The organism is Aeromonas sp. 600527 (assembly GCF_049175415.1).
Classification (GTDB): domain Bacteria; phylum Pseudomonadota; class Gammaproteobacteria; order Enterobacterales; family Aeromonadaceae; genus Aeromonas; species Aeromonas veronii_A.
On the sequence record NZ_JAAKVA010000004.1, the window covers coordinates 274,765 to 291,478 of the forward strand.

The 16,714-nt window shown below is 57.5% G+C and carries 13 protein-coding genes and 2 tRNA genes; 7 read left to right on the forward strand and 8 right to left on the reverse strand.

The genetic code is table 11. The annotated features are described in order from the left end of the window. Positions 1–34 precede the first annotated feature (34 nt). Positions 35–664 carry a murein L,D-transpeptidase catalytic domain family protein gene (locus G5154_RS08345; RefSeq protein ID WP_005348303.1) on the forward strand — a complete coding sequence of 210 codons (630 nt, stop codon included), beginning with the start codon at positions 35–37 and terminating at the stop codon, positions 662–664. A gap of 69 nt (positions 665–733) precedes the next feature. On the opposite strand, the gene G5154_RS08350 is transcribed toward G5154_RS08345, so the two are convergent. After that, positions 734–1,165 carry a universal stress protein gene (locus G5154_RS08350; RefSeq protein WP_005348306.1) on the reverse strand — a complete coding sequence of 144 codons (432 nt, stop codon included), beginning with the start codon at positions 1,163–1,165 and terminating at the stop codon, positions 734–736. Positions 1,166–1,357: 192 nt separating this feature from the next. Here G5154_RS08350 and G5154_RS08355 point away from each other — a divergent pair, with 192 nt between their 5' ends. After that, positions 1,358–2,110, forward strand: a complete 753-nt coding sequence (locus G5154_RS08355; RefSeq protein WP_337072506.1) for a hypothetical protein — start codon at positions 1,358–1,360, stop codon at positions 2,108–2,110. 14 nt (positions 2,111–2,124) lie between these two features. On the opposite strand, the gene G5154_RS08360 is transcribed toward G5154_RS08355, so the two are convergent. Continuing rightward, on the reverse strand, positions 2,125–2,577 hold the full coding sequence (locus G5154_RS08360; RefSeq protein WP_005348310.1) for an RNA methyltransferase: 453 nt from the start codon (positions 2,575–2,577) through the stop codon (positions 2,125–2,127). Positions 2,578–2,779: 202 nt separating this feature from the next. On the opposite strand from G5154_RS08360, the gene G5154_RS08365 reads away from it, so the two are divergent. Beyond that, a complete protein-coding gene (locus G5154_RS08365) occupies positions 2,780–3,871 on the forward strand; it encodes a PfkB family carbohydrate kinase (RefSeq protein ID WP_236348681.1) in 1,092 nt (363 codons plus the stop codon). Next, positions 3,865–4,773 (forward strand): pseudouridine-5'-phosphate glycosidase, encoded by a 909-nt coding sequence (locus tag G5154_RS08370; protein ID WP_005348314.1) that lies wholly within the window; start codon positions 3,865–3,867, stop codon positions 4,771–4,773. Before G5154_RS08365 ends, G5154_RS08370 begins: the two co-directional genes overlap by 7 nt. A gap of 86 nt (positions 4,774–4,859) precedes the next feature. Here the strand turns inward: G5154_RS08370 and G5154_RS08375 are convergent, their stop codons facing one another. Continuing rightward, positions 4,860–5,585: a carbonic anhydrase gene (locus G5154_RS08375; protein WP_421250719.1), complete on the reverse strand. Its 726-nt coding sequence runs from the start codon at positions 5,583–5,585 to the stop codon at positions 4,860–4,862. Positions 5,586–5,921: 336 nt separating this feature from the next. Beyond that, positions 5,922–7,196, reverse strand: a complete 1,275-nt coding sequence (locus G5154_RS08380) for an alpha/beta fold hydrolase (protein WP_421250713.1) — start codon at positions 7,194–7,196, stop codon at positions 5,922–5,924. 192 nt (positions 7,197–7,388) lie between these two features. Between G5154_RS08380 and G5154_RS08385 the strand changes: the two genes are divergently transcribed. Further along, complete coding sequence (locus G5154_RS08385; RefSeq protein WP_337072498.1) at positions 7,389–7,631, forward strand: hypothetical protein; 243 nt, start codon at positions 7,389–7,391, stop codon at positions 7,629–7,631. Here the strand turns inward: G5154_RS08385 and G5154_RS08390 are convergent. After that, positions 7,610–7,685 (reverse strand) — tRNA-Asn (locus G5154_RS08390). The two genes, G5154_RS08385 and G5154_RS08390, sit on opposite strands and share 22 nt — an antisense overlap. A gap of 4 nt (positions 7,686–7,689) precedes the next feature. Continuing rightward, a tRNA-Phe gene (locus G5154_RS08395) sits at positions 7,690–7,765 on the reverse strand. Positions 7,766–8,029: 264 nt separating this feature from the next. On the opposite strand from G5154_RS08395, the gene rraB reads away from it, so the two are divergent. Beyond that, positions 8,030–8,365: a ribonuclease E inhibitor RraB gene (gene rraB / locus G5154_RS08400; RefSeq protein WP_041234500.1), complete on the forward strand. Its 336-nt coding sequence runs from the start codon at positions 8,030–8,032 to the stop codon at positions 8,363–8,365. A 57-nt stretch (positions 8,366–8,422) separates the two neighbouring features. On the opposite strand, the gene G5154_RS08405 is transcribed toward rraB, so the two are convergent. After that, positions 8,423–10,375: a sensor domain-containing protein gene (locus G5154_RS08405; protein ID WP_005348383.1), complete on the reverse strand. Its 1,953-nt coding sequence runs from the start codon at positions 10,373–10,375 to the stop codon at positions 8,423–8,425. A 185-nt stretch (positions 10,376–10,560) separates the two neighbouring features. Here G5154_RS08405 and G5154_RS08410 point away from each other — a divergent pair, with 185 nt between their 5' ends. Then, complete coding sequence (locus tag G5154_RS08410) at positions 10,561–11,055, forward strand: hypothetical protein (RefSeq protein WP_216980216.1); 495 nt, start codon at positions 10,561–10,563, stop codon at positions 11,053–11,055. A gap of 70 nt (positions 11,056–11,125) precedes the next feature. Here G5154_RS08410 and G5154_RS08415 read toward each other — a convergent pair. Next, a partial coding sequence (locus G5154_RS08415) for a type I secretion C-terminal target domain-containing protein (protein WP_421263920.1) occupies positions 11,126–16,714 on the reverse strand: 5,589 nt, incomplete at its 5' end.

Sequence of the window (16,714 nt, forward strand, 5' to 3'; positions counted from 1 at the left end):
TGACAGGCAAGGATGCGCAAAGAGGGGATCAGGGATGACAGAGTTACTCGGAAAACGGTGGAGGCCACTATGGCCAGTGTTACTGTTGCTGGTGAGCATTGGCTGGAGCGGGAATAGCGCCGCCAGTAGTGAGCGCCATCTCTACCAGCAGCTTGGGCTTGCCGGTAAACTCGACAGACAAACCTTTCAAAAAGCCCTTGTCAGCTATCAAAGCGTACGCAGCAAGCAAAAAACCATCCTGACCATCATTGATTACAGCAAGCCTTCGACTCAACGCAGGCTGTTCGTCATCGACATGAAACGCCACAAACTGCTTTATCACACCTGGGTCAGTCATGGCCGAAACTCCGGCGAACTGGCCGCGGAACGCTTCTCCAATCAGCTCAACTCCCGGCAAAGCTCTCTCGGAGTATACCGCACAGCAGAGACCTATCTAGGCAAACATGGCTATTCACTTCGACTTGATGGCTTGTCACCAGGCAAAAATTGCAATGCCCGCAAACGCGCAATCGTAGTACACGGCGCCGCCTATGCCAGCCCAAACCATCTGCGTAAACATGACAGACTGGGCCGCAGCTGGGGCTGCCCAGCCCTGCCAAAGGAGCAGGCCAGGGCCATCATAGATACCATAAAAGGGGGAAGTGTCATCTACGCTCACGGCTAGCAGTAACACAATAAAAAACAAGGCCAGCTCTTGCTGGCCTTGTTTTTTATTGTGTTGCTATACAGTGAATCATTGGCGCACCACCAGTACCGGACACGGAGCATGACGCACCACGGACTCGGCAACGCTGCCTACCAGCAGATGACTGATACCGGAACGACCGTGGCTGCCCATGACGATAAGTTCAACCTCGTCTTCCTTGGCCTGAATAATGATTTCATCCGCCGCTCGGCCAAAACGAATGTCAAACGTAGCCGGGATAGGGAGGGTTGCAATCAGTTCCTTGAGTTGGGTTCTGGCCTGACGCTCCATTTCGTGAGTGATCTCAACAGCGGTCATATGAAGAATTTTGTAACTGTCAAAGCCGTGTAGTTGGTCAACGACATGGATCAGCTTGAGCTGGGCCTGATGGCTCTGCGCCATGAATACGGCATAGTCGAGTACAGTCCGGGACATTTGGGAAAAATCGACAGGACAAAGCAGAGTTTTGATCGATGGCATAACGCAGTCTCCTCTACTGATTGGGGTGCTATTGAATCTTGAGACCATCATAACCATCAGATTGAAAATAACCCTCGACCCTGTCGCAAAATGAACATCATGGATTTTTTCTGTACGCCGTCACCATCAATGCCATGGTATAAAGTAGGTCATGAGTGTTTTTCCTCTACCCCAATGAGGCCAGCTCTGACCATGCTACGCATCTGTCTGTTGCTCTGTTGTCTGTGTACTGCGGTTAATTGCCGGGCAGAGTCTATTGACGTTTATTGCGATGATTGGCCCGGTTTTTGTCAAAAGGATGGCAAAGGCCTTTATCTTGATCTGGTGCGAGCCATCTACCAGCCTCACGGTTACCAGGTCATCCCCCATATTGTGCCCTATAAGCGTGCCCTCGCGATTATTGCTAAAAAAGGAGGAGATATCGCCATGGGGGTATATCGCGATGAAGTCTCCGGCGTACAACAGCCTCGCTATGCGGCATCAGCCGATGACCTGACCGTATTCATGCTCAAAAAATGGCAGCCCCAGTGGCAGGGAGAGCAAAGTCTGGAAGGGCAAACCGTGATATGGCAACGAGGCTGGGCATTCGACAAATACATTACGGTCAACATGCTGTGGCATGAAATTGATAGCGATGAGCTGGCTCTGCAACTGCTCGGTAAAGAGCGTTATCGTTATTACCTGACTGCCGGCGTGCTCTATGTGGATGAGGCTATCCCTCCCGAGCTGCATCGTGTCTTCCTGCGCTGGATCCCGACCTATCCCATCTTTGCCAATACCCAGCAAGGCAACCGGATGTTGCAGCTCTGGGATAAGGAGATGGTTCAGTTGATCCGCAGCGGGGCTTTGGCAGAGATCTATAAGCACTATCAGCTCTATGACTACTATCAGGGTTTTATCAAAGAGCTGGAGCAGAAAGTGGCGACCAGCCCTGCAACTGAGTGATAGCGTTGCGCTAATTACTCTCCCCTCATTCCCTTGGCCAACCGATCATAGAGGATCACATTGACCGAGGCAGCCAGATTCATGCAACCCCGGGTCGGCACATAAACCACATCTTTCACCGCCCCGTAGAGTGCGGGATCGAGTGTGCCATCCTCCGGTCCGAAGATATAGAAGGCACGCTCCGGATGAACGTAGTCCGGGAGCGGCGTGGCTCCGTCGATCAGATCGACCACCACGGGCACACAACCTTGCGGGATAAACGCCATCAGGTCATCCACCCCGAGCAGCGGGATCTTCTCCACCATCTGCTTGGTATCAGTGGCAAAGCGGCGTGCCAGCTCGAATCGGTTGCCGGTGTAGTAGACCTCATCCACTCCGTAGCAACCCGCAGCCCGCATCACCGAGCCGACATTTTCCGGGGACTTGGGATTGACCAGCCCCACACAGCAGAATGCACTCTTTTCCATTATCTCTCCTCATCTTGCTGCGGCCATTATAAGCCGCAATGGAACGTCAGCCCGGTGAAAAATACTTCGGCCGGCTTACCCGTTCACCAACCAACCCACATGACGTTTTTTTGTGCGCGAACCGACAAATTTTGTATAACCCGATAGCTAGAAAACGTTTATCAGCAATAATAGACAAACGTTTTTAAATGGATATTTGTCTATGACCGAGCGTGAACAAGAGATCCTCGCCCTGTTGCGTCAGGATCCCATGATTGCCCAGCAGGATCTGGCCGACAACCTCGGCATTAGCCGCTCTGCGCTGGCCAGCCATATCTCCAGCCTGATCCGGCAGGGATATGTGCAGGGCAGAGGCTATGTACTACGAGAGGGGCCCTATGTAGTCGTGATCGGCGGTGCCAATATGGATATATGCGGTACCAGCCACGACAACCTGCTGCTCGGTGACTCCAACCCGGGCAAAGTGCGCACTTCAGCCGGTGGTGTCGGCCGCAATATCGCCGAGAATCTGGCGCGATTAGGGAGCGATACCCGGTTGCTGACTGCCGTCGGCAACGACCAGTATGGTCACCATCTGCTAGAGGTGAGTCAACGAGCCGGCGTCGATGTACGCCAGACCCTGGTGCTCGATGGTCACGCGACCTCCTGCTACCTCAGCATTCACGATGGGAGCGGTGAAATGAGCTGCGCCATTAACGACATGGCTATCATAGAGCAGCTCACCCCTGCCCGCCTGACCCCCCTTGGCGGCTTTCTCGGGGGTGCCAAGCTCTGGGTGCTCGACACCAATCTGGCCATCCACACCCTCGACTGGCTGTTCGAACGACAGGGGGATCACGCCATCTTTGTCGATACCGTCTCGGTGGCCAAGGTGGAGAAGATCCGCCCCTGGCTCGGCAAGATCCACACCCTCAAACCCAATCGCAGCGAAGCCGAACAGTTGTGTGGCATGACCATCGCCGGGCCAGACTCTTGGCCCATGGTAGCCGCCTGGTTCCACCGCGCCGGAGTCAAGCGATTGTTCCTCAGTCTGGGTGAGCAGGGGATCTTCTATAGCGACGGCGAGCAGCAGGGCCACCTGCCGATACTGGGCAGCCCGGTGCTCAACGTCACCGGTGGCGGGGATGCCTTTATGGCCGGCCTCGCCCACGCCTGGCTGCAAGATCTCGATATCACACAGACCACCCGTTTTGCCCTGGGCTGTGCCGCCCTCACCGTCAATTGTTCCGATACCGTTTTTTCCGGTCTCTGCAAAACCGCCGTTGACCGCATACTGGAGGAGTACCCATGCTGAATACTTACCTCGATATCCAACCGGAAGTTGCTGCCGCGCTGGCCGCTGGCAAACCGGTCGTCGCCCTCGAATCCACCATTATCTCCCACGGCATGCCCTATCCGCAGAACGTGGAGACGGCCCGTCAGGTAGAGCAAGTGGTACGCGATAACGGCGCTATTCCAGCCACTATCGCCATCCTCGACGGCCGCCTCAAGGTGGGTCTCGATGCGGGGGCGCTGGAAGCGCTGGGCCGGGCAGGCCACGACGTAACCAAGTGCAGCCGCCGGGATATTCCGTTCGTGCTGGCACGCAAGGGAATGGGCGCTACTACCGTCGCATCCACCATGATCATCGCCGCCATGGCGGGGATCCGGGTCTTTGCCACCGGCGGTATTGGCGGGGTACATCGCGGTGCGCAGGAGACCTTCGATATCTCAGCCGACCTGCAGGAGCTGGCACAAACGCCGGTGGCTGTGGTCTGCGCCGGTGCCAAGTCGATCCTCGATATCGGCCTGACGCTGGAGTATCTGGAGACCCAGGGCGTGCCGGTGATCGGCTATCAAACGGGCGAGCTGCCCGCCTTCTACACCCGCGAGAGCGGCTTCAAGGTTGACTATCGCCTCGATACCCCGGCAGCCATCGCCGAGGCGCTGCGCCTCAAGTGGGAGCTGGGACTGGCGGGCGGCGCCGTAGTGGCCAACCCCATCCCGACCGCACACGCCATGCCGAAAGCCGATATCGACGCGGCCATCGCCCGAGCGCTCCATGAAGCGGACGAGCAGGGGATCAAGGGCAAGGCGTCAACCCCCTTCCTGCTGGCCCGCGTCTGCGAACTGACCGGCGGCAACTCGCTGGCAGCCAACATCCAGCTGGTACTGAACAACGCGGCCCTCGGCGCCCGCATCGCTGCTAGCCTGTAATCGCACACCGATACCTCGCCATGTAAAAGAGGGCCTGACGGCCCTCTTGTTGTTTTTGCTATCTACTGTGCTATTGCAACGCTGTGTTATTGCAGGACCACGCGCCCATTGAGCGGTTGCACCGGCCGGTTGTTGGGGTGGTGCATCACCGACTTGAAGGCGTCGATCTGGGCCTGACTAACCTCAACCGGCTGCTTCATCACCAGCCAGCGCACTCCTTCCGAGCAGGGAGGCGTCGTAAGGGAGCCGCTGAAGCGATAGTAGTCACGATTCTCGGGCAGTAGTTGCTCAGCAGAGAGCGGTGCCTTGAGGGTGTGGATCTCCCCCACCTTGGCCGGTAGTTCACCCCAGGCTGCCGCCAGTGCCGGATTGGCCTTGCCAGCCTCGAACATCACCGCCACCACGGCGATCTCTCCCTTGTCACTGACGTGTACCAAATGCCCTTCCAGCGGATAGGATTTGCCCTCGATGAGGTTCTCACTCGGGGCGTGGAAGTGGAACTGCTTTAGTTCAAACGTGGTGCCATCGAGTTGCAAGGTGCTGCCCGGGGCATAACCGACCTGCACGGTATGACCGTTGTTGACCACTGTGTTGCCACCCGCCTGATAGTGGAGTACCAGCGGGGCCAGTTTGGCCTCGACCAATCCGCTCAGGTCAACCGGCGACTGATTGCTGCCCGCACACTGACCAAACTCAGGGGTCAGCTTGGCCCAGTGGGCAGGCCCCGCCTCACCGCTATATTCCCAATGGGGGGCGGCAGCAAACACGACAGGGCACAGCAACAGGGAGCAGGCCAACAGAGACTTTCTCATCATACATCCTTATCTTGATTGAAAAGCACAACCATCCCATCCCCCTGATAGTGGGGCATGCAGAGATGGCATATCTGATACGCGGGATACAGAGCGGTAGAGCGACTTTCTAATGGTAACGAGCAAGGGCTGGTCAATCGATTTGACTGCCGCTCAATTCAGAGTCGTTTGGCAAGTATATGGTGAGGGATCGGCAGAAACAGTGAAAGAGGGGGAAATTAATCAGCCCGCTATCCTCTCATCGTCAGGTGACGCGGGCCAAGGTTCAGGGAGTCACGCTTTCATAACAACCCGCGCGGGAGTCCAAACTCCCGCGCGGGTTGCAGATAACGGCAATTAACGGTCTCGATTCAACGCGATCAGACGATCAAGAATAGCTTCACCATCGGCGCGCAAACCGTTGTGCTCATACTCGTTGGTGATCCAGGCACGGCTGCTACCCAGGCCACGCAGGGTCTCGCGACTGTAGTCAAACTCCACATACATATCCTCGGCATAGACGGCGCAGGCTACCGGCACCTTGTTGCGGGCAAGCTTGGCCGGGTCATAGAGCGTGCCCCAGTCCGCCTTGTTGGCCAGCAGATGAGCCGCCTCTTTCAGGGGCAGCAACTCGCGGAACTGCTCGAACATCCAGGGGTAAACCATCTCGCCGGTGAAGGCGAAATCCTTTCCAGGTGCCCAGTTCACCGCCGGGAATTCCCCTCTGACCCGATCCGCCGCCCAGCGAGTCGCCTCCCCCTCGGCGTAGATAGCCTCGTGCAGGATGGCAAACAGCGGGTTGGTGTTGAATGGCTGCATGCTCTGTACCTGATAGAGAAAGGCCGGACTCAGCTTGTCGCCGATAAAAGCCTCTTCCAGCAGGTAATAGAGTTCCTCGAAGGCCCCCGTAGCACCGAGATCCAGCCCTTGCTGCTGGAACTGCTCCACCGTCAGGCGCTGACCGTTGGGCAGCCGCACATCATGCTGGTGCAGATGGTTGGCCAACCGGTTGGCAATCCCCTGAACGTGGGGGAAACGGGCGAAGAAGGCACGGTTCTTGTCAGCCACCCTCTGGTAGGTGGCGCGGTAAACCTCCTCGGCGCTGCGGCCAATCGGCGCGATGCCGCCGGTGATATAGACCTCCCGCAGGCTATCGGGGAAGAGCGAGAGATAGGTCAGGCAGCAGAAGCCGCCAAAACTTTGCCCCAGCAGGCTCCAGCGATGCTTGGGGCTGAGCTCCTGCCGGATGAACTCGGCATCTTGCACTATGCTGTCGGCGCGAAAATGGCCGAGATACTCCGCCTGCTCGGTCGGTGTCATTTTGGCCAGAATATGCCCATGGATGGGGCTCGACATCCCGGTGCCACGCTGATCCAGCAGCAGCACTCTGAACTCCTGCAACGCCCGCTTGAGCCAACCACTGTTAGCCGTCGGGCGCGGCGCCCCGAATCCCGGCCCCCCTTGCAAAAACAGCAGCCAGGGCAACTTCTCATCGAGCTTGTCTTTACGGCAGAGGGTACGGGCAAACAGGGTAATGCTGTCACCATCCGGCTCATCATGATCGAGGGGAACGGTAAAAAAGTGCGGCTCGCAATGAATGCCGTCCAGTACATAGCTCAAGGGGCTGCTCATCTGGGATCTCTCCGTCAGGATGGGAACATCATTGATCCCATCATATCCCCGCCAGGCCACAGGGTCACTCAGGTTTTCCAAAATGTTAACAATGGCTTAAAGGTCGAAACATCTCCAGAGAAGACACGGTTCAACTGTGCTGAATTAATTGTTTTGCGAGGGAGATTGACGCCATGGCGCCATTCAACAAAGATGGCGAGCCTGCACAGGAGTGCGACAAAATGGATAAGGAAACGTGATGAAACCGAAGTGGATCAGGGCCAGAAAAAGAGAGAAGAAGCCCTGCCCTGGCAGCATGCTGCAGACCGGAATGCTGTTGTTCAGTGCCACCTGTGGTGCGACGCTCTTTTTGGCGGCATGCAACAGCAACTAGAAATGAAAAAGCCCGCTCGATTGAGCGGGCTTTTCGAATTTGGCTCCTCCTACTGGACTTGAACCAGTGACATACGGATTAACAGTCCGCCGTTCTACCGACTGAACTAAGGAGGAATTGTGGTGCCCAGAGACGGAATCGAACCGCCGACACGGGGATTTTCAATCCCCTGCTCTACCGACTGAGCTATCTGGGCAACGGCGCGCATTAAACCCTTTCCTGCGCAGAGTGTCAACCATGATGGCACGATAAAAAGCGCGTTCGCTCAACAACTGAACGCCATGGCCATATATCACCCATTTCAGTCCCTTTTCCCACACTTGCTGGCCCCTGCATGCCTACAGGCAGCGTCAATATGATAGAAATTAGAGGGTCAGCAGGTCAGCCACATTGAGCCGAATCCACTCTGCGAGTATGCTTTGCCGCAATGATACCGCCTGGAGGCAACATGAGTCTGAATATGCAAGAGTGGCGTGATGAGACCACCGAGATCGTCAACGAACTGCTGGCCGATGGCAGCAATCCCGATGCGGATTACGACATCGAGCACCACTTCGCCTGCCAGGATTTCGACCGTTTGGAAAAAGCAGCGGTTGACCTGTTCAAGGCCGGATTTGAAGTGACCGATGCCGAAGAGATGGAGCTGGATGACGGCGCCACCATCTTCTGCTTCGATGCCACCATCGAGTGCAAACTGGATGTCGAAGCCATCGTTGCCGATATCGAAAAGATGCTGCCCATCCTGGAAAAATACGGGGTGGACTACGATGGCTGGGGCACCTACTTTCAGGATTGATCCCTGCCACAAAACAGAGAGGCCACCTGTGGGTGGCCTCTCTGTTATTGCAGACTGTCACAAATAACTGGCGGCAAACTGGTCGGGCGGCAACGGGGGGCTGAACAGATAGCCCTGTAGCCGATCACAACCCGCCTGGGTCAGCCACAACTGCTGCTCGACGGTTTCCACCCCTTCTGCAGTAATGCGGATCCCCAGCTCATGGCCAAGTCCGATGACCGATCGCACGATGGCGGTGGTGGCACTGTTGCTGACCAACCCCTGGGTGAAGCTGCGATCCAGCTTGAGCGTGGCGACCTTGAGCCTTGGCAGATAGGCCAGCGAGCAATACCCGGTACCGAAATCATCGATGGCCAGTTGAAAACCGGCGGCGATCAGGTTATCCAGGTTGGTCTCAATCTCATCGGCATTCTCCATCAAGACTCCTTCAGTGATCTCCAGCTCCAGCTGGCCTGCATTCAGACCATGACGGGCAATGCAGCCCTGCACCAGCTTGCAGAGCGCCGGATCACGAAACTGCAACGGCGAAAGGTTGATGGAGAGCACCATATCCGACCGAGCGGTTTGCCACTGGGCCAACTGAGCACACCCCAACTCCAGCATCAGCTGACCAAGTTGGCCGATGATCCCCATCTCTTCCGCCAGTGGAATGAACTCTTCCGGCGAGATCATGCCAAGTTCAGGATGCGGCCAGCGGCAAAGTAATTCTGCGCCACAAAGCTGATGGGTTGTGCTGCTGATAATGGGTTGATAGACGGCAATCAGCTGGGATGACTTGATGGCGAGCGGCAACTGGGCGGCGATCAGCTGGCGCCGCTTAAGTCTCGCCTGCAGATAAGGATCAAACAGGGTGCAGTACTGCTGCTGCCGCTTGCCCTGCGCCAACGCTGCTTCGGCGTGGCTAAGCAATCGCTCGGCATCGTTTGCCCGCCCCTGAGCCAACCCCAGAAACACCGGAATCTGGATACGATGCTCTTCCACCTGATAGAACTCCATCAACTGCTGCTGCAGATGCTGGTTCCACTCCAGCAAAGGCTCGTTGAACTCGGGAAGTAGCAGACAAAAGTCATCGGCAGCCACACGGCAAAGCAGGGTTCGCGGCGGAACCAACTGCTGTAGTCGCTTGGCCACCTGGCTCAGCAGGCGATCGGCAATCCGGATTCCGAAACGATCGTTAACCTCACGAAAGTGGTGCAGATCGACCAGCACCAGCGTGGCGCTGCGGCCCCCCAAATGGCGGCTGGTCTGCAAGAAACGGGAGAGTTTGAGCAGCCCGGTGAGGCTGTCGTAGTGCTGCTCCTGCTGCAACTGCGCCTGGGTGGTCCGCAAGCCGGTGATATCGCGTCCCAGCGTCAGGATCCCGAGGGAGTGACCATCACCATCGGGGACATCGACCCGGGTGATCTCCATGTGCCGCCCCTGCCCGCTGGCATCCAGCAGGCAACATTCGCCGTGGCCCATCCCTTGGGGGGCCGCCAACCGATATGGTATCTGCTGACCCAGCACCTCATCCGCCCCCTGACCAATAAAGTCGAGAAATGCCTGGTTACACTCCAGCAACACCCCGTTGTGATCATCGAAACGGATCAGGTCAGGGATGGCATCGAGCAGAAAACGCTGCAACAACTGCTGTTTTTTGACCGTCTGTTCCAGGTGCTTGCGCTGGGCAATCTCGTTGACCATTCCGAATACGGCGTATGGCTCACCCTGAGCCGTGTAAAGCGGGATCTTGTGCACCTCCATCCAGCAGGTCTCACCGCCCCGGTTGCAGTGCAACTGTTGATGAAGCAAGGGAACGCCCCCCGTCAGCAACTGCGCATCCTCAGTGCGAAATACATCACCCCATGGCATCTCGGCATCACTCTTGCCGACCACCTCGGCGGGTGAACCCAGCCTGGCCTCAATGGCAAATTCACGATTGGCAAACAGGTAGCGACCATGCCTATCACGACAAAAGATACTCATTGGCAACTGGTCGATGATCTGCTGCAGCAGATCCGGGGTAAGCATGTTGGTCACAGAGGCGCTTATGGAGGAATTTCGAGCAAATCTATGATAGCAAACCAATTTTGTAAAGCACCCACGGTAACCCCTCAGTTTACACCGATGCAGCACGCATGCTGACAGAGGTTGTCGCTCAGGTGATAATAGGCACCGGTTGGCCAATGGCCTGATAAATGGACGAGAGAAGCAAGATGAAAAAGATGATGGGGTGCGCATTGGCGCTGTTGCTGGCGGGTTGTGCTGGTGACAATAACGGTGGTGAGGAGTATCGCTACAATCCGCCGGTCGCCAAAGCGACCAACAATACCCAGGAGATGGCGATCCCGGTGGATCTGGTATGGGCTCGCGCCGAGAAATGGTTCACCGATCACGGCCTCACCATCGAAAACAGTCAGCGCGGTGCCGGCCTGATGACCGCCAATGTCAACCAATCAGCCGACGGACTGGAGTGGCTGGACTGCGGTACCATGGGTTCAAAAGTTGCACTGGGCAACCCGAACCTGCAGATCAACCTGATCATCACCCAGAGCGGCAACAGCAGCGTGGCCACTGTCAACGTCAAGGGCAACACCGAGCTGTTCTTTGTTGAATCCTCAGGCGAGCGCGTACCAGCCCCGTCCATCAAGCCGGTCTGTGTCTCCCGCGGCTCTCTGGAGCAGAGCCTGTTCGCCACCCTCGGCAACTGATTTCACTTACCTGCAAAGATAAAAAAAGCGGCAGATTACTCTGCCGCTTTTTTATTGCCCCGAGTTGGGCTTACTTGTCGATATCGAGCATGTTGTTAGTCAACATGTAATCGATCACCTGGTTGGCAGTGGTACCGGCCCCCCCCGTCAGACTATCGAAGGTATGGTTCATCAGTACAATCTCCTGAGTCACCGGCGCAGTACTGCTCTCCTTGACCTGTAGATGTACCCCCTCATTGTCCTGGAACACCGACAGCAGGCTCTTCAGATCGTTCTGGTTACGAGAACCATCGTGATCCAGCAGGTCGCTCAGATCCAGCTTGTCACCTTCCGCCTTGGAGAAGTCGACCACGTAATCCTTGGCAACGCTGCCTGCGGCTGTGTCGCCCTGCAGCCAGGTGAAGGTATCGGCACCGCCATCCCCCTTGAGGATGTCATTGCCAAGCCCGCCGACCAGGATGTCATTGCCCAGACCGCCGATCAGGTTATCGTCGCCGATTCCACCAAACAGGGTATCGTTGCCACTGCCACCGTACAGGGTATCGTTACCGCTCTCGCCATACAGGGTGTCGTTGCCGGCACCACCGAACAGGATGTCGTTGCCGGCACCACCGAACAGGAAGTCATCGCCACCCTGACCGAACAGGATGTCGTTGCCATCCCCACCAATTAGCACGTCCGCCTTGTCATTGCTGGAGGACTGATCGAACTCGCTGGCATGGTCCGTGATGTAGTCATGGACCTGGGCATCGGTCACCGAGCCTGCGCCCAGCTTGCCGGCCACATACTGCTTGATGGCCGCGTAGCCTTCACCATTGATACCGGCGAAGTGGATGGCATCCCCGAACAGGATATCGTCGCCAGCACCGCCGTCGATCCGGTCACTGCCCGGCAGGTTGTTCACCGACGTGCCCAGAATAGCGTTGGCCAAATCGCTGGCGTTGACGCCGGTCATGATGACGCCGTCAGAGTCGTAGGACTTGAGATCGTTGTAGGAGATGTTGGCCCCCAGTCCGATCGCTTCTACCGTAACCCCCATCCCTGTAAGCAGCCCAAAACCTGCTACCGAGTTATTGATAGTTGAGCTGGAGGTAGTGCCGCCATCACCATCCAGTGTTGAGTAGGTATATCCCCCTCTACCATCCGGACGCATAAAACCGATCGGGTTGCTGTATCTACCATCGGCATACACTCGGCCAGCGCTATCGATGATGGTGTAGCCATTGGAGCTATATACCCGACCCGGAATATAGGTGCCACCAAGCAGACTGTTGAGATAGACGTCATAGCTGCTACCTGAGAAATTCAATACCCTCGGGTTGGAACCTTCGTTACCGAGGTAATAAGTCGGCTGACCATCGGTAATGAAATAGGTCAGATTCTTGGCATTACTGTTACTTTGAGCCGTAGAACTACTGAACCAGTTGGCAACCGTCTTGAACACATCTTCATAGTTGGTACCCCCTCCGCTACTCATGGAATCGATTACAGCCTGCAGCTGATTCAAGGCATTGCTGTCTTTCAGGTTCACACTAATACTGGCATTCGACAGAGCATCAAAGTCAACCAGCATGATGTTGACTGTACCAGCCCCTTCGCTACCTGCGCTCGCCTTGAGGCTGGCGAAGATCTGTGCCAACTGGCTCTTTATGGTGTTCATGGCGCTGGTGCCGATACTGCCCGAGCTGTCGACCATAAAGGCGATGTTGTAGTTCTGGCCCGGCAGCACCACGCTGCCATCCAGATCCCCGACCACGATATTGTGTTCGCTGCCATAGGTGCGGTTCTGATCGCCCGGCTCCCCTTCGGTAGAAAGGAAGTAGCTCATGCGGATCGAGTCCTGATCCGATGCGCTGCTGGTCTGATCGGTCGCCACTTCCTTGGCGATGGCTTCAACCTTGAGGTCGAACTGGCCGGCACTGCTGCCCGGCACCCGCAGGGTCAGACCGGTCAGTTTGATGTCCAGTGCACTCTGGTTCCACAGACCGCTCAGCGTCAGCGTGCCATTGGCCCCCACGGTACCGAGCGCGGTGGAGCCCTGATAGAGGGTCGACCCCGTCGGCATGCCGGTCAGCACCAGGCTGTCGAACTGCTCGCTACCATCCCGGTCGGTCAGGGAAGCAGTGATCTCGAGCGGGTAATCCACCACGCTCGGCTGTACCGCCGTCAGGGTGCCGTCGGTCTGGTTGAACTGGTAGATACCGTCATCAAACTGCACCAGCTCGATGTCGTAGAGCGACTTGCTGATGGTGACGCCGTTCTCCTTCACCAGGAAGTTGAAGCCGCCATCACTTCTGCGCTCGATGACATAGTTGGCACGCGAGCCCATCAGTACGGCCAGGTCGGTACCGGCACCGCCAAACAGGGTGTCGCCACCCAGTCCGGCCACCAGGATATCGTTGCCGGTACCGCCGTCGAGGGTGTCACCTGAGGTGGAGTTACCACCGACCAGCACGTCATTGCCAGCACCGCCGACGAAGTAATCGCCGCCGCCCTTAACGCTGACGATGTAGTCATTGCCGTTGCCACCCACCACTTGATCCTGACTGGTGGTGCTGTCGGTCAGACTATTGGTGATGCCAAAGTTGCCCTTGTTGAAGTTGCCGCTCTGGAACGCCCCGGTGGAGATGCCGGACGACGGGTACTGGGTATAAAGCGGGACGCCGTTGCCCGTCAGGCTGATGTCGACCACCGGCTTGTCCGCGACCGCTGTGATATCGATCACCAGCTTGCCTGAGTTACTCAGGTTGGCACCATCGCTGATCTGGTAACCCAGAGTGGCGTAGTCCCCTTGCTGGTTGCCCGTCGTCGTACCGCCACCATTGAGGGCATTGCTGCTGGATTCATTGAGGCTAGGCACAAAGCGCAGATGGCCGCTGTCGATATCGGCGTAGGAGACAAGATCCCCCACCTTCACCGCAATCCACTGGCCAGCAGCGTTCAGGTATTCCAGCTTGCCGCTCAGCGGCAGGGTGTTGATCTGCACGCTCAGGTCAGAAGCGGCCTGATCATCGCTGGCACCAAACTGGGCCCACTTCAGCACCAGTGGCGTGTCCTCCTTGCCGGCACTGTAGCCACCCGTGGTCACCGGCGCCCGATCGTTGTCCACTATGGTGCCGGTCCCGCTCTGCCCACCGATGGTCACCGAGAGGGTCTCGTTCGTTTCGACCAAGCGATCGTTCACCGTCGGGATGGTCACAGTGAAGTCCGACACGCCGGCTGGTACTGTGATCTTGCCGGTAGTGCTGTTATAGGTCACACCATTGCTGAACTGGGCATTGCCCCAATCCTGGTTGGAGGCGGGGTTGTTGCCCGAACCACGAATGGCGAAATCGTATTCAGTCGCTTCCTGGGTCGCATCTGACAGGGTGACTTTGTGCAGCAGATTGCCCCCTTCGGTTACGCTCTCGCTGGAGACTCCCTGAACCAGCGGCGTGAAGAGAGGCTTGGTTGCAAAGGAGCCAATGCTGGCGTCGCCGTCACCATCCACCACCCGGATCTGGAAGTCGATGTCACCATCACCCAGAGGTTTGGACATACGCTGATACTGGAAGAACTCCCACTTGCCTGTGGCCGGCGTAAACTCCAGCTTGAAGACAAGGTTGCCGTCCGCATCCTTCCCGACCAGGGTATTGGCGCCGCTGGCGGTGATGGCGATGGCAGAACCGGAAGCCGTTCGCAGACCATTTTCGAAGGTTGCCGGGTCCATTACCAGCCCGATGGAGCCCTTGCCGTCCGCCCCCCACTGCGGGGTCACGGTGCCGGAACCATAGGCGATTGCCTGCGCCGTGTTGGAACCGAGGAACTCGATGCTCTGTACGGTGAAGTCGCTGTTGTCGGAGGTATTGGTGTTGCCGTTGTTGGTCGCCTTGATCACCATGGTATCAAAGCCGCCCTGCTGCACCTGGAAGTTCTGGTTGAACTCCCCACCCGATGCGTTGGAGTTGAATACCAGGGTACTGATCAGTACACCACCGCGATAGAACTCCACGACCCCGCTCTCGAGCTCGCCGCCAAACATCTTGCTGAACTTGATGTTGGCGCCGTAGGCAACCTTGCCTGCATCCAGCCTGACGATCAACTGCTCGGAGGCGGACGACCCGTCGGCAAAGTGACGGAAGTCAATCTCGTTGGCGAGGTTGTGGTAAGGCGCAGCACCGCTGGCCACCCCCAGCCCCGAGCTGGAGCCATTGACATCCGCCGTTACCAGTGAGGAATCGGTTGCCGACTTGAAGCCCAGGGCGCTGATGGTAAAGCCCGCCATGTTCAGGATGCTCTGGTTGCCACTGTACTTGGTCAGGTCGAAGAGCCCGGTCAGCACGTTCGGAATATCGGTCTTCACCACGGAAACGGCATCGCTGTTGCCGGCAATGGGGGAGTCGTCCTCGACGCTGACATCCAGCTTGCCCTTGGTGACACCGCTGCCATCGGAGACCTCCACATCCAGCTGGAACGACAGCTTGTCTTCCGAGGTCGTATCCCCGTGGTCGAGGGGGCCTTTGAGGGTCACGTCATAGGTCCACTCTCCCTTGCCGCTGGCATTGGGTGCCGTCAGCTTGACCTCGACCACCGCCTTGTAATCGGCGCCGCCAATCACTCCTGTGTAGCCAACCAGCGTCTTGCTGCCCGCATCCCAGCTCCACTGGACCTTGGCCCCACCGGACGTCAGCCCGGCCGGTCCATTCAGGGAAATGTTGAGTGTGCTGCTGTCGATGTCGCCCACCGAGAGGGTACCCGACGCCTTGATGGCATTGGTGGTATCCGGGTTGCCGACCGTGTCGGCAATGCCGTTTGCCAACCCCTCTTCAGAGACGACAACCCCGTTGGAGATGCTCAGTGTCGGCAGATCGTTGACCGCATCCACCTTGATGGTCACGGTTGCGGGACTCGCATCCACGGCGCCGTCGTTGTCTACCGCCGCATAGTTGAAGCTGGTGTTGCCATTCCAGTTCGCATTCGGAGTGAAGGTGAGCTTGCCGGCGTCCGCCACCGCAATGCTCTGATCCACGGTCACCGCCACCCCGTTCAGATAGAGGATGCCGTTGGCAGGCAGGCTCTTGATGGTGAAACTCACCACGTTGCCATCAATGTCGCTGCCACTGAGGGTCGGAATGGCGATGCTGGCGGCATCTTCCTGACCGTTTGCCTGTTTATTCACAGTCTCCGGCGCTTCATTCAGGATCTGCGCGTTGTCGCTGCCCGGCAGTGAGACGTTGCCCGCCTTGTCAGTCTGGGTTGCCGTCACCGTCAACGACTTGCCGTTGGCCGGGGTCGTTTCCGTCCAGCTGATGGTGCCGTTCTGATAGCCGTAGCTCTTGCCATTGCTTGCCAGCAGGGTGCCATCGGCCTTGAGCGTCAATTGGACAGTGCTGTTCACCCCGCCATTGTTGATAGTCAGCGTCACCTTGCCACCCGCAACCAAGTCAGCATGATTGACCTCTGCCCGAACCTGGATCTGATCATTGCCAATCTCGGCCTTGGTCAGCATTTGGTCATTATTGGTGTCATCAACGATGGTCACGGTCGGTGCTGAGGAAGCTACGCTGTCCAGGATCGCATTCTCGCTGTCGGTCGCCGGGTTGCCCGCCTGGTCGGTCACGTCCGCCTTGACGGTGAACTTGCCATCCGCCAGGCCGCTGGCCCCCAGGTCCACGGTGGT

What these genes read in the sequence shown, in the direction of transcription:
- G5154_RS08345 (WP_005348303.1), top strand. Translation starts at nt 35, where the DNA reads ATGACAGAGTTACTCGGAAAACGGTGGAGGCCACTATGGCCAGTGTTA.
- G5154_RS08350 (WP_005348306.1), bottom strand. Translation starts at nt 1,165, where the DNA reads ATGCCATCGATCAAAACTCTGCTTTGTCCTGTCGATTTTTCCCAAATG.
- G5154_RS08355 (WP_337072506.1), top strand. Translation starts at nt 1,358, where the DNA reads ATGCTACGCATCTGTCTGTTGCTCTGTTGTCTGTGTACTGCGGTTAAT.
- G5154_RS08360 (WP_005348310.1), bottom strand. Translation starts at nt 2,577, where the DNA reads ATGGAAAAGAGTGCATTCTGCTGTGTGGGGCTGGTCAATCCCAAGTCC.
- G5154_RS08365 (WP_236348681.1), top strand. Translation starts at nt 2,780, where the DNA reads ATGACCGAGCGTGAACAAGAGATCCTCGCCCTGTTGCGTCAGGATCCC.
- G5154_RS08370 (WP_005348314.1), top strand. Translation starts at nt 3,865, where the DNA reads ATGCTGAATACTTACCTCGATATCCAACCGGAAGTTGCTGCCGCGCTG.
- G5154_RS08375 (WP_421250719.1), bottom strand. Translation starts at nt 5,585, where the DNA reads ATGAGAAAGTCTCTGTTGGCCTGCTCCCTGTTGCTGTGCCCTGTCGTG.
- G5154_RS08380 (WP_421250713.1), bottom strand. Translation starts at nt 7,196, where the DNA reads ATGAGCAGCCCCTTGAGCTATGTACTGGACGGCATTCATTGCGAGCCG.
- G5154_RS08385 (WP_337072498.1), top strand. Translation starts at nt 7,389, where the DNA reads ATGGCGAGCCTGCACAGGAGTGCGACAAAATGGATAAGGAAACGTGAT.
- rraB (WP_041234500.1), top strand. Translation starts at nt 8,030, where the DNA reads ATGCAAGAGTGGCGTGATGAGACCACCGAGATCGTCAACGAACTGCTG.
- G5154_RS08405 (WP_005348383.1), bottom strand. Translation starts at nt 10,375, where the DNA reads ATGCTTACCCCGGATCTGCTGCAGCAGATCATCGACCAGTTGCCAATG.
- G5154_RS08410 (WP_216980216.1), top strand. Translation starts at nt 10,561, where the DNA reads ATGAAAAAGATGATGGGGTGCGCATTGGCGCTGTTGCTGGCGGGTTGT.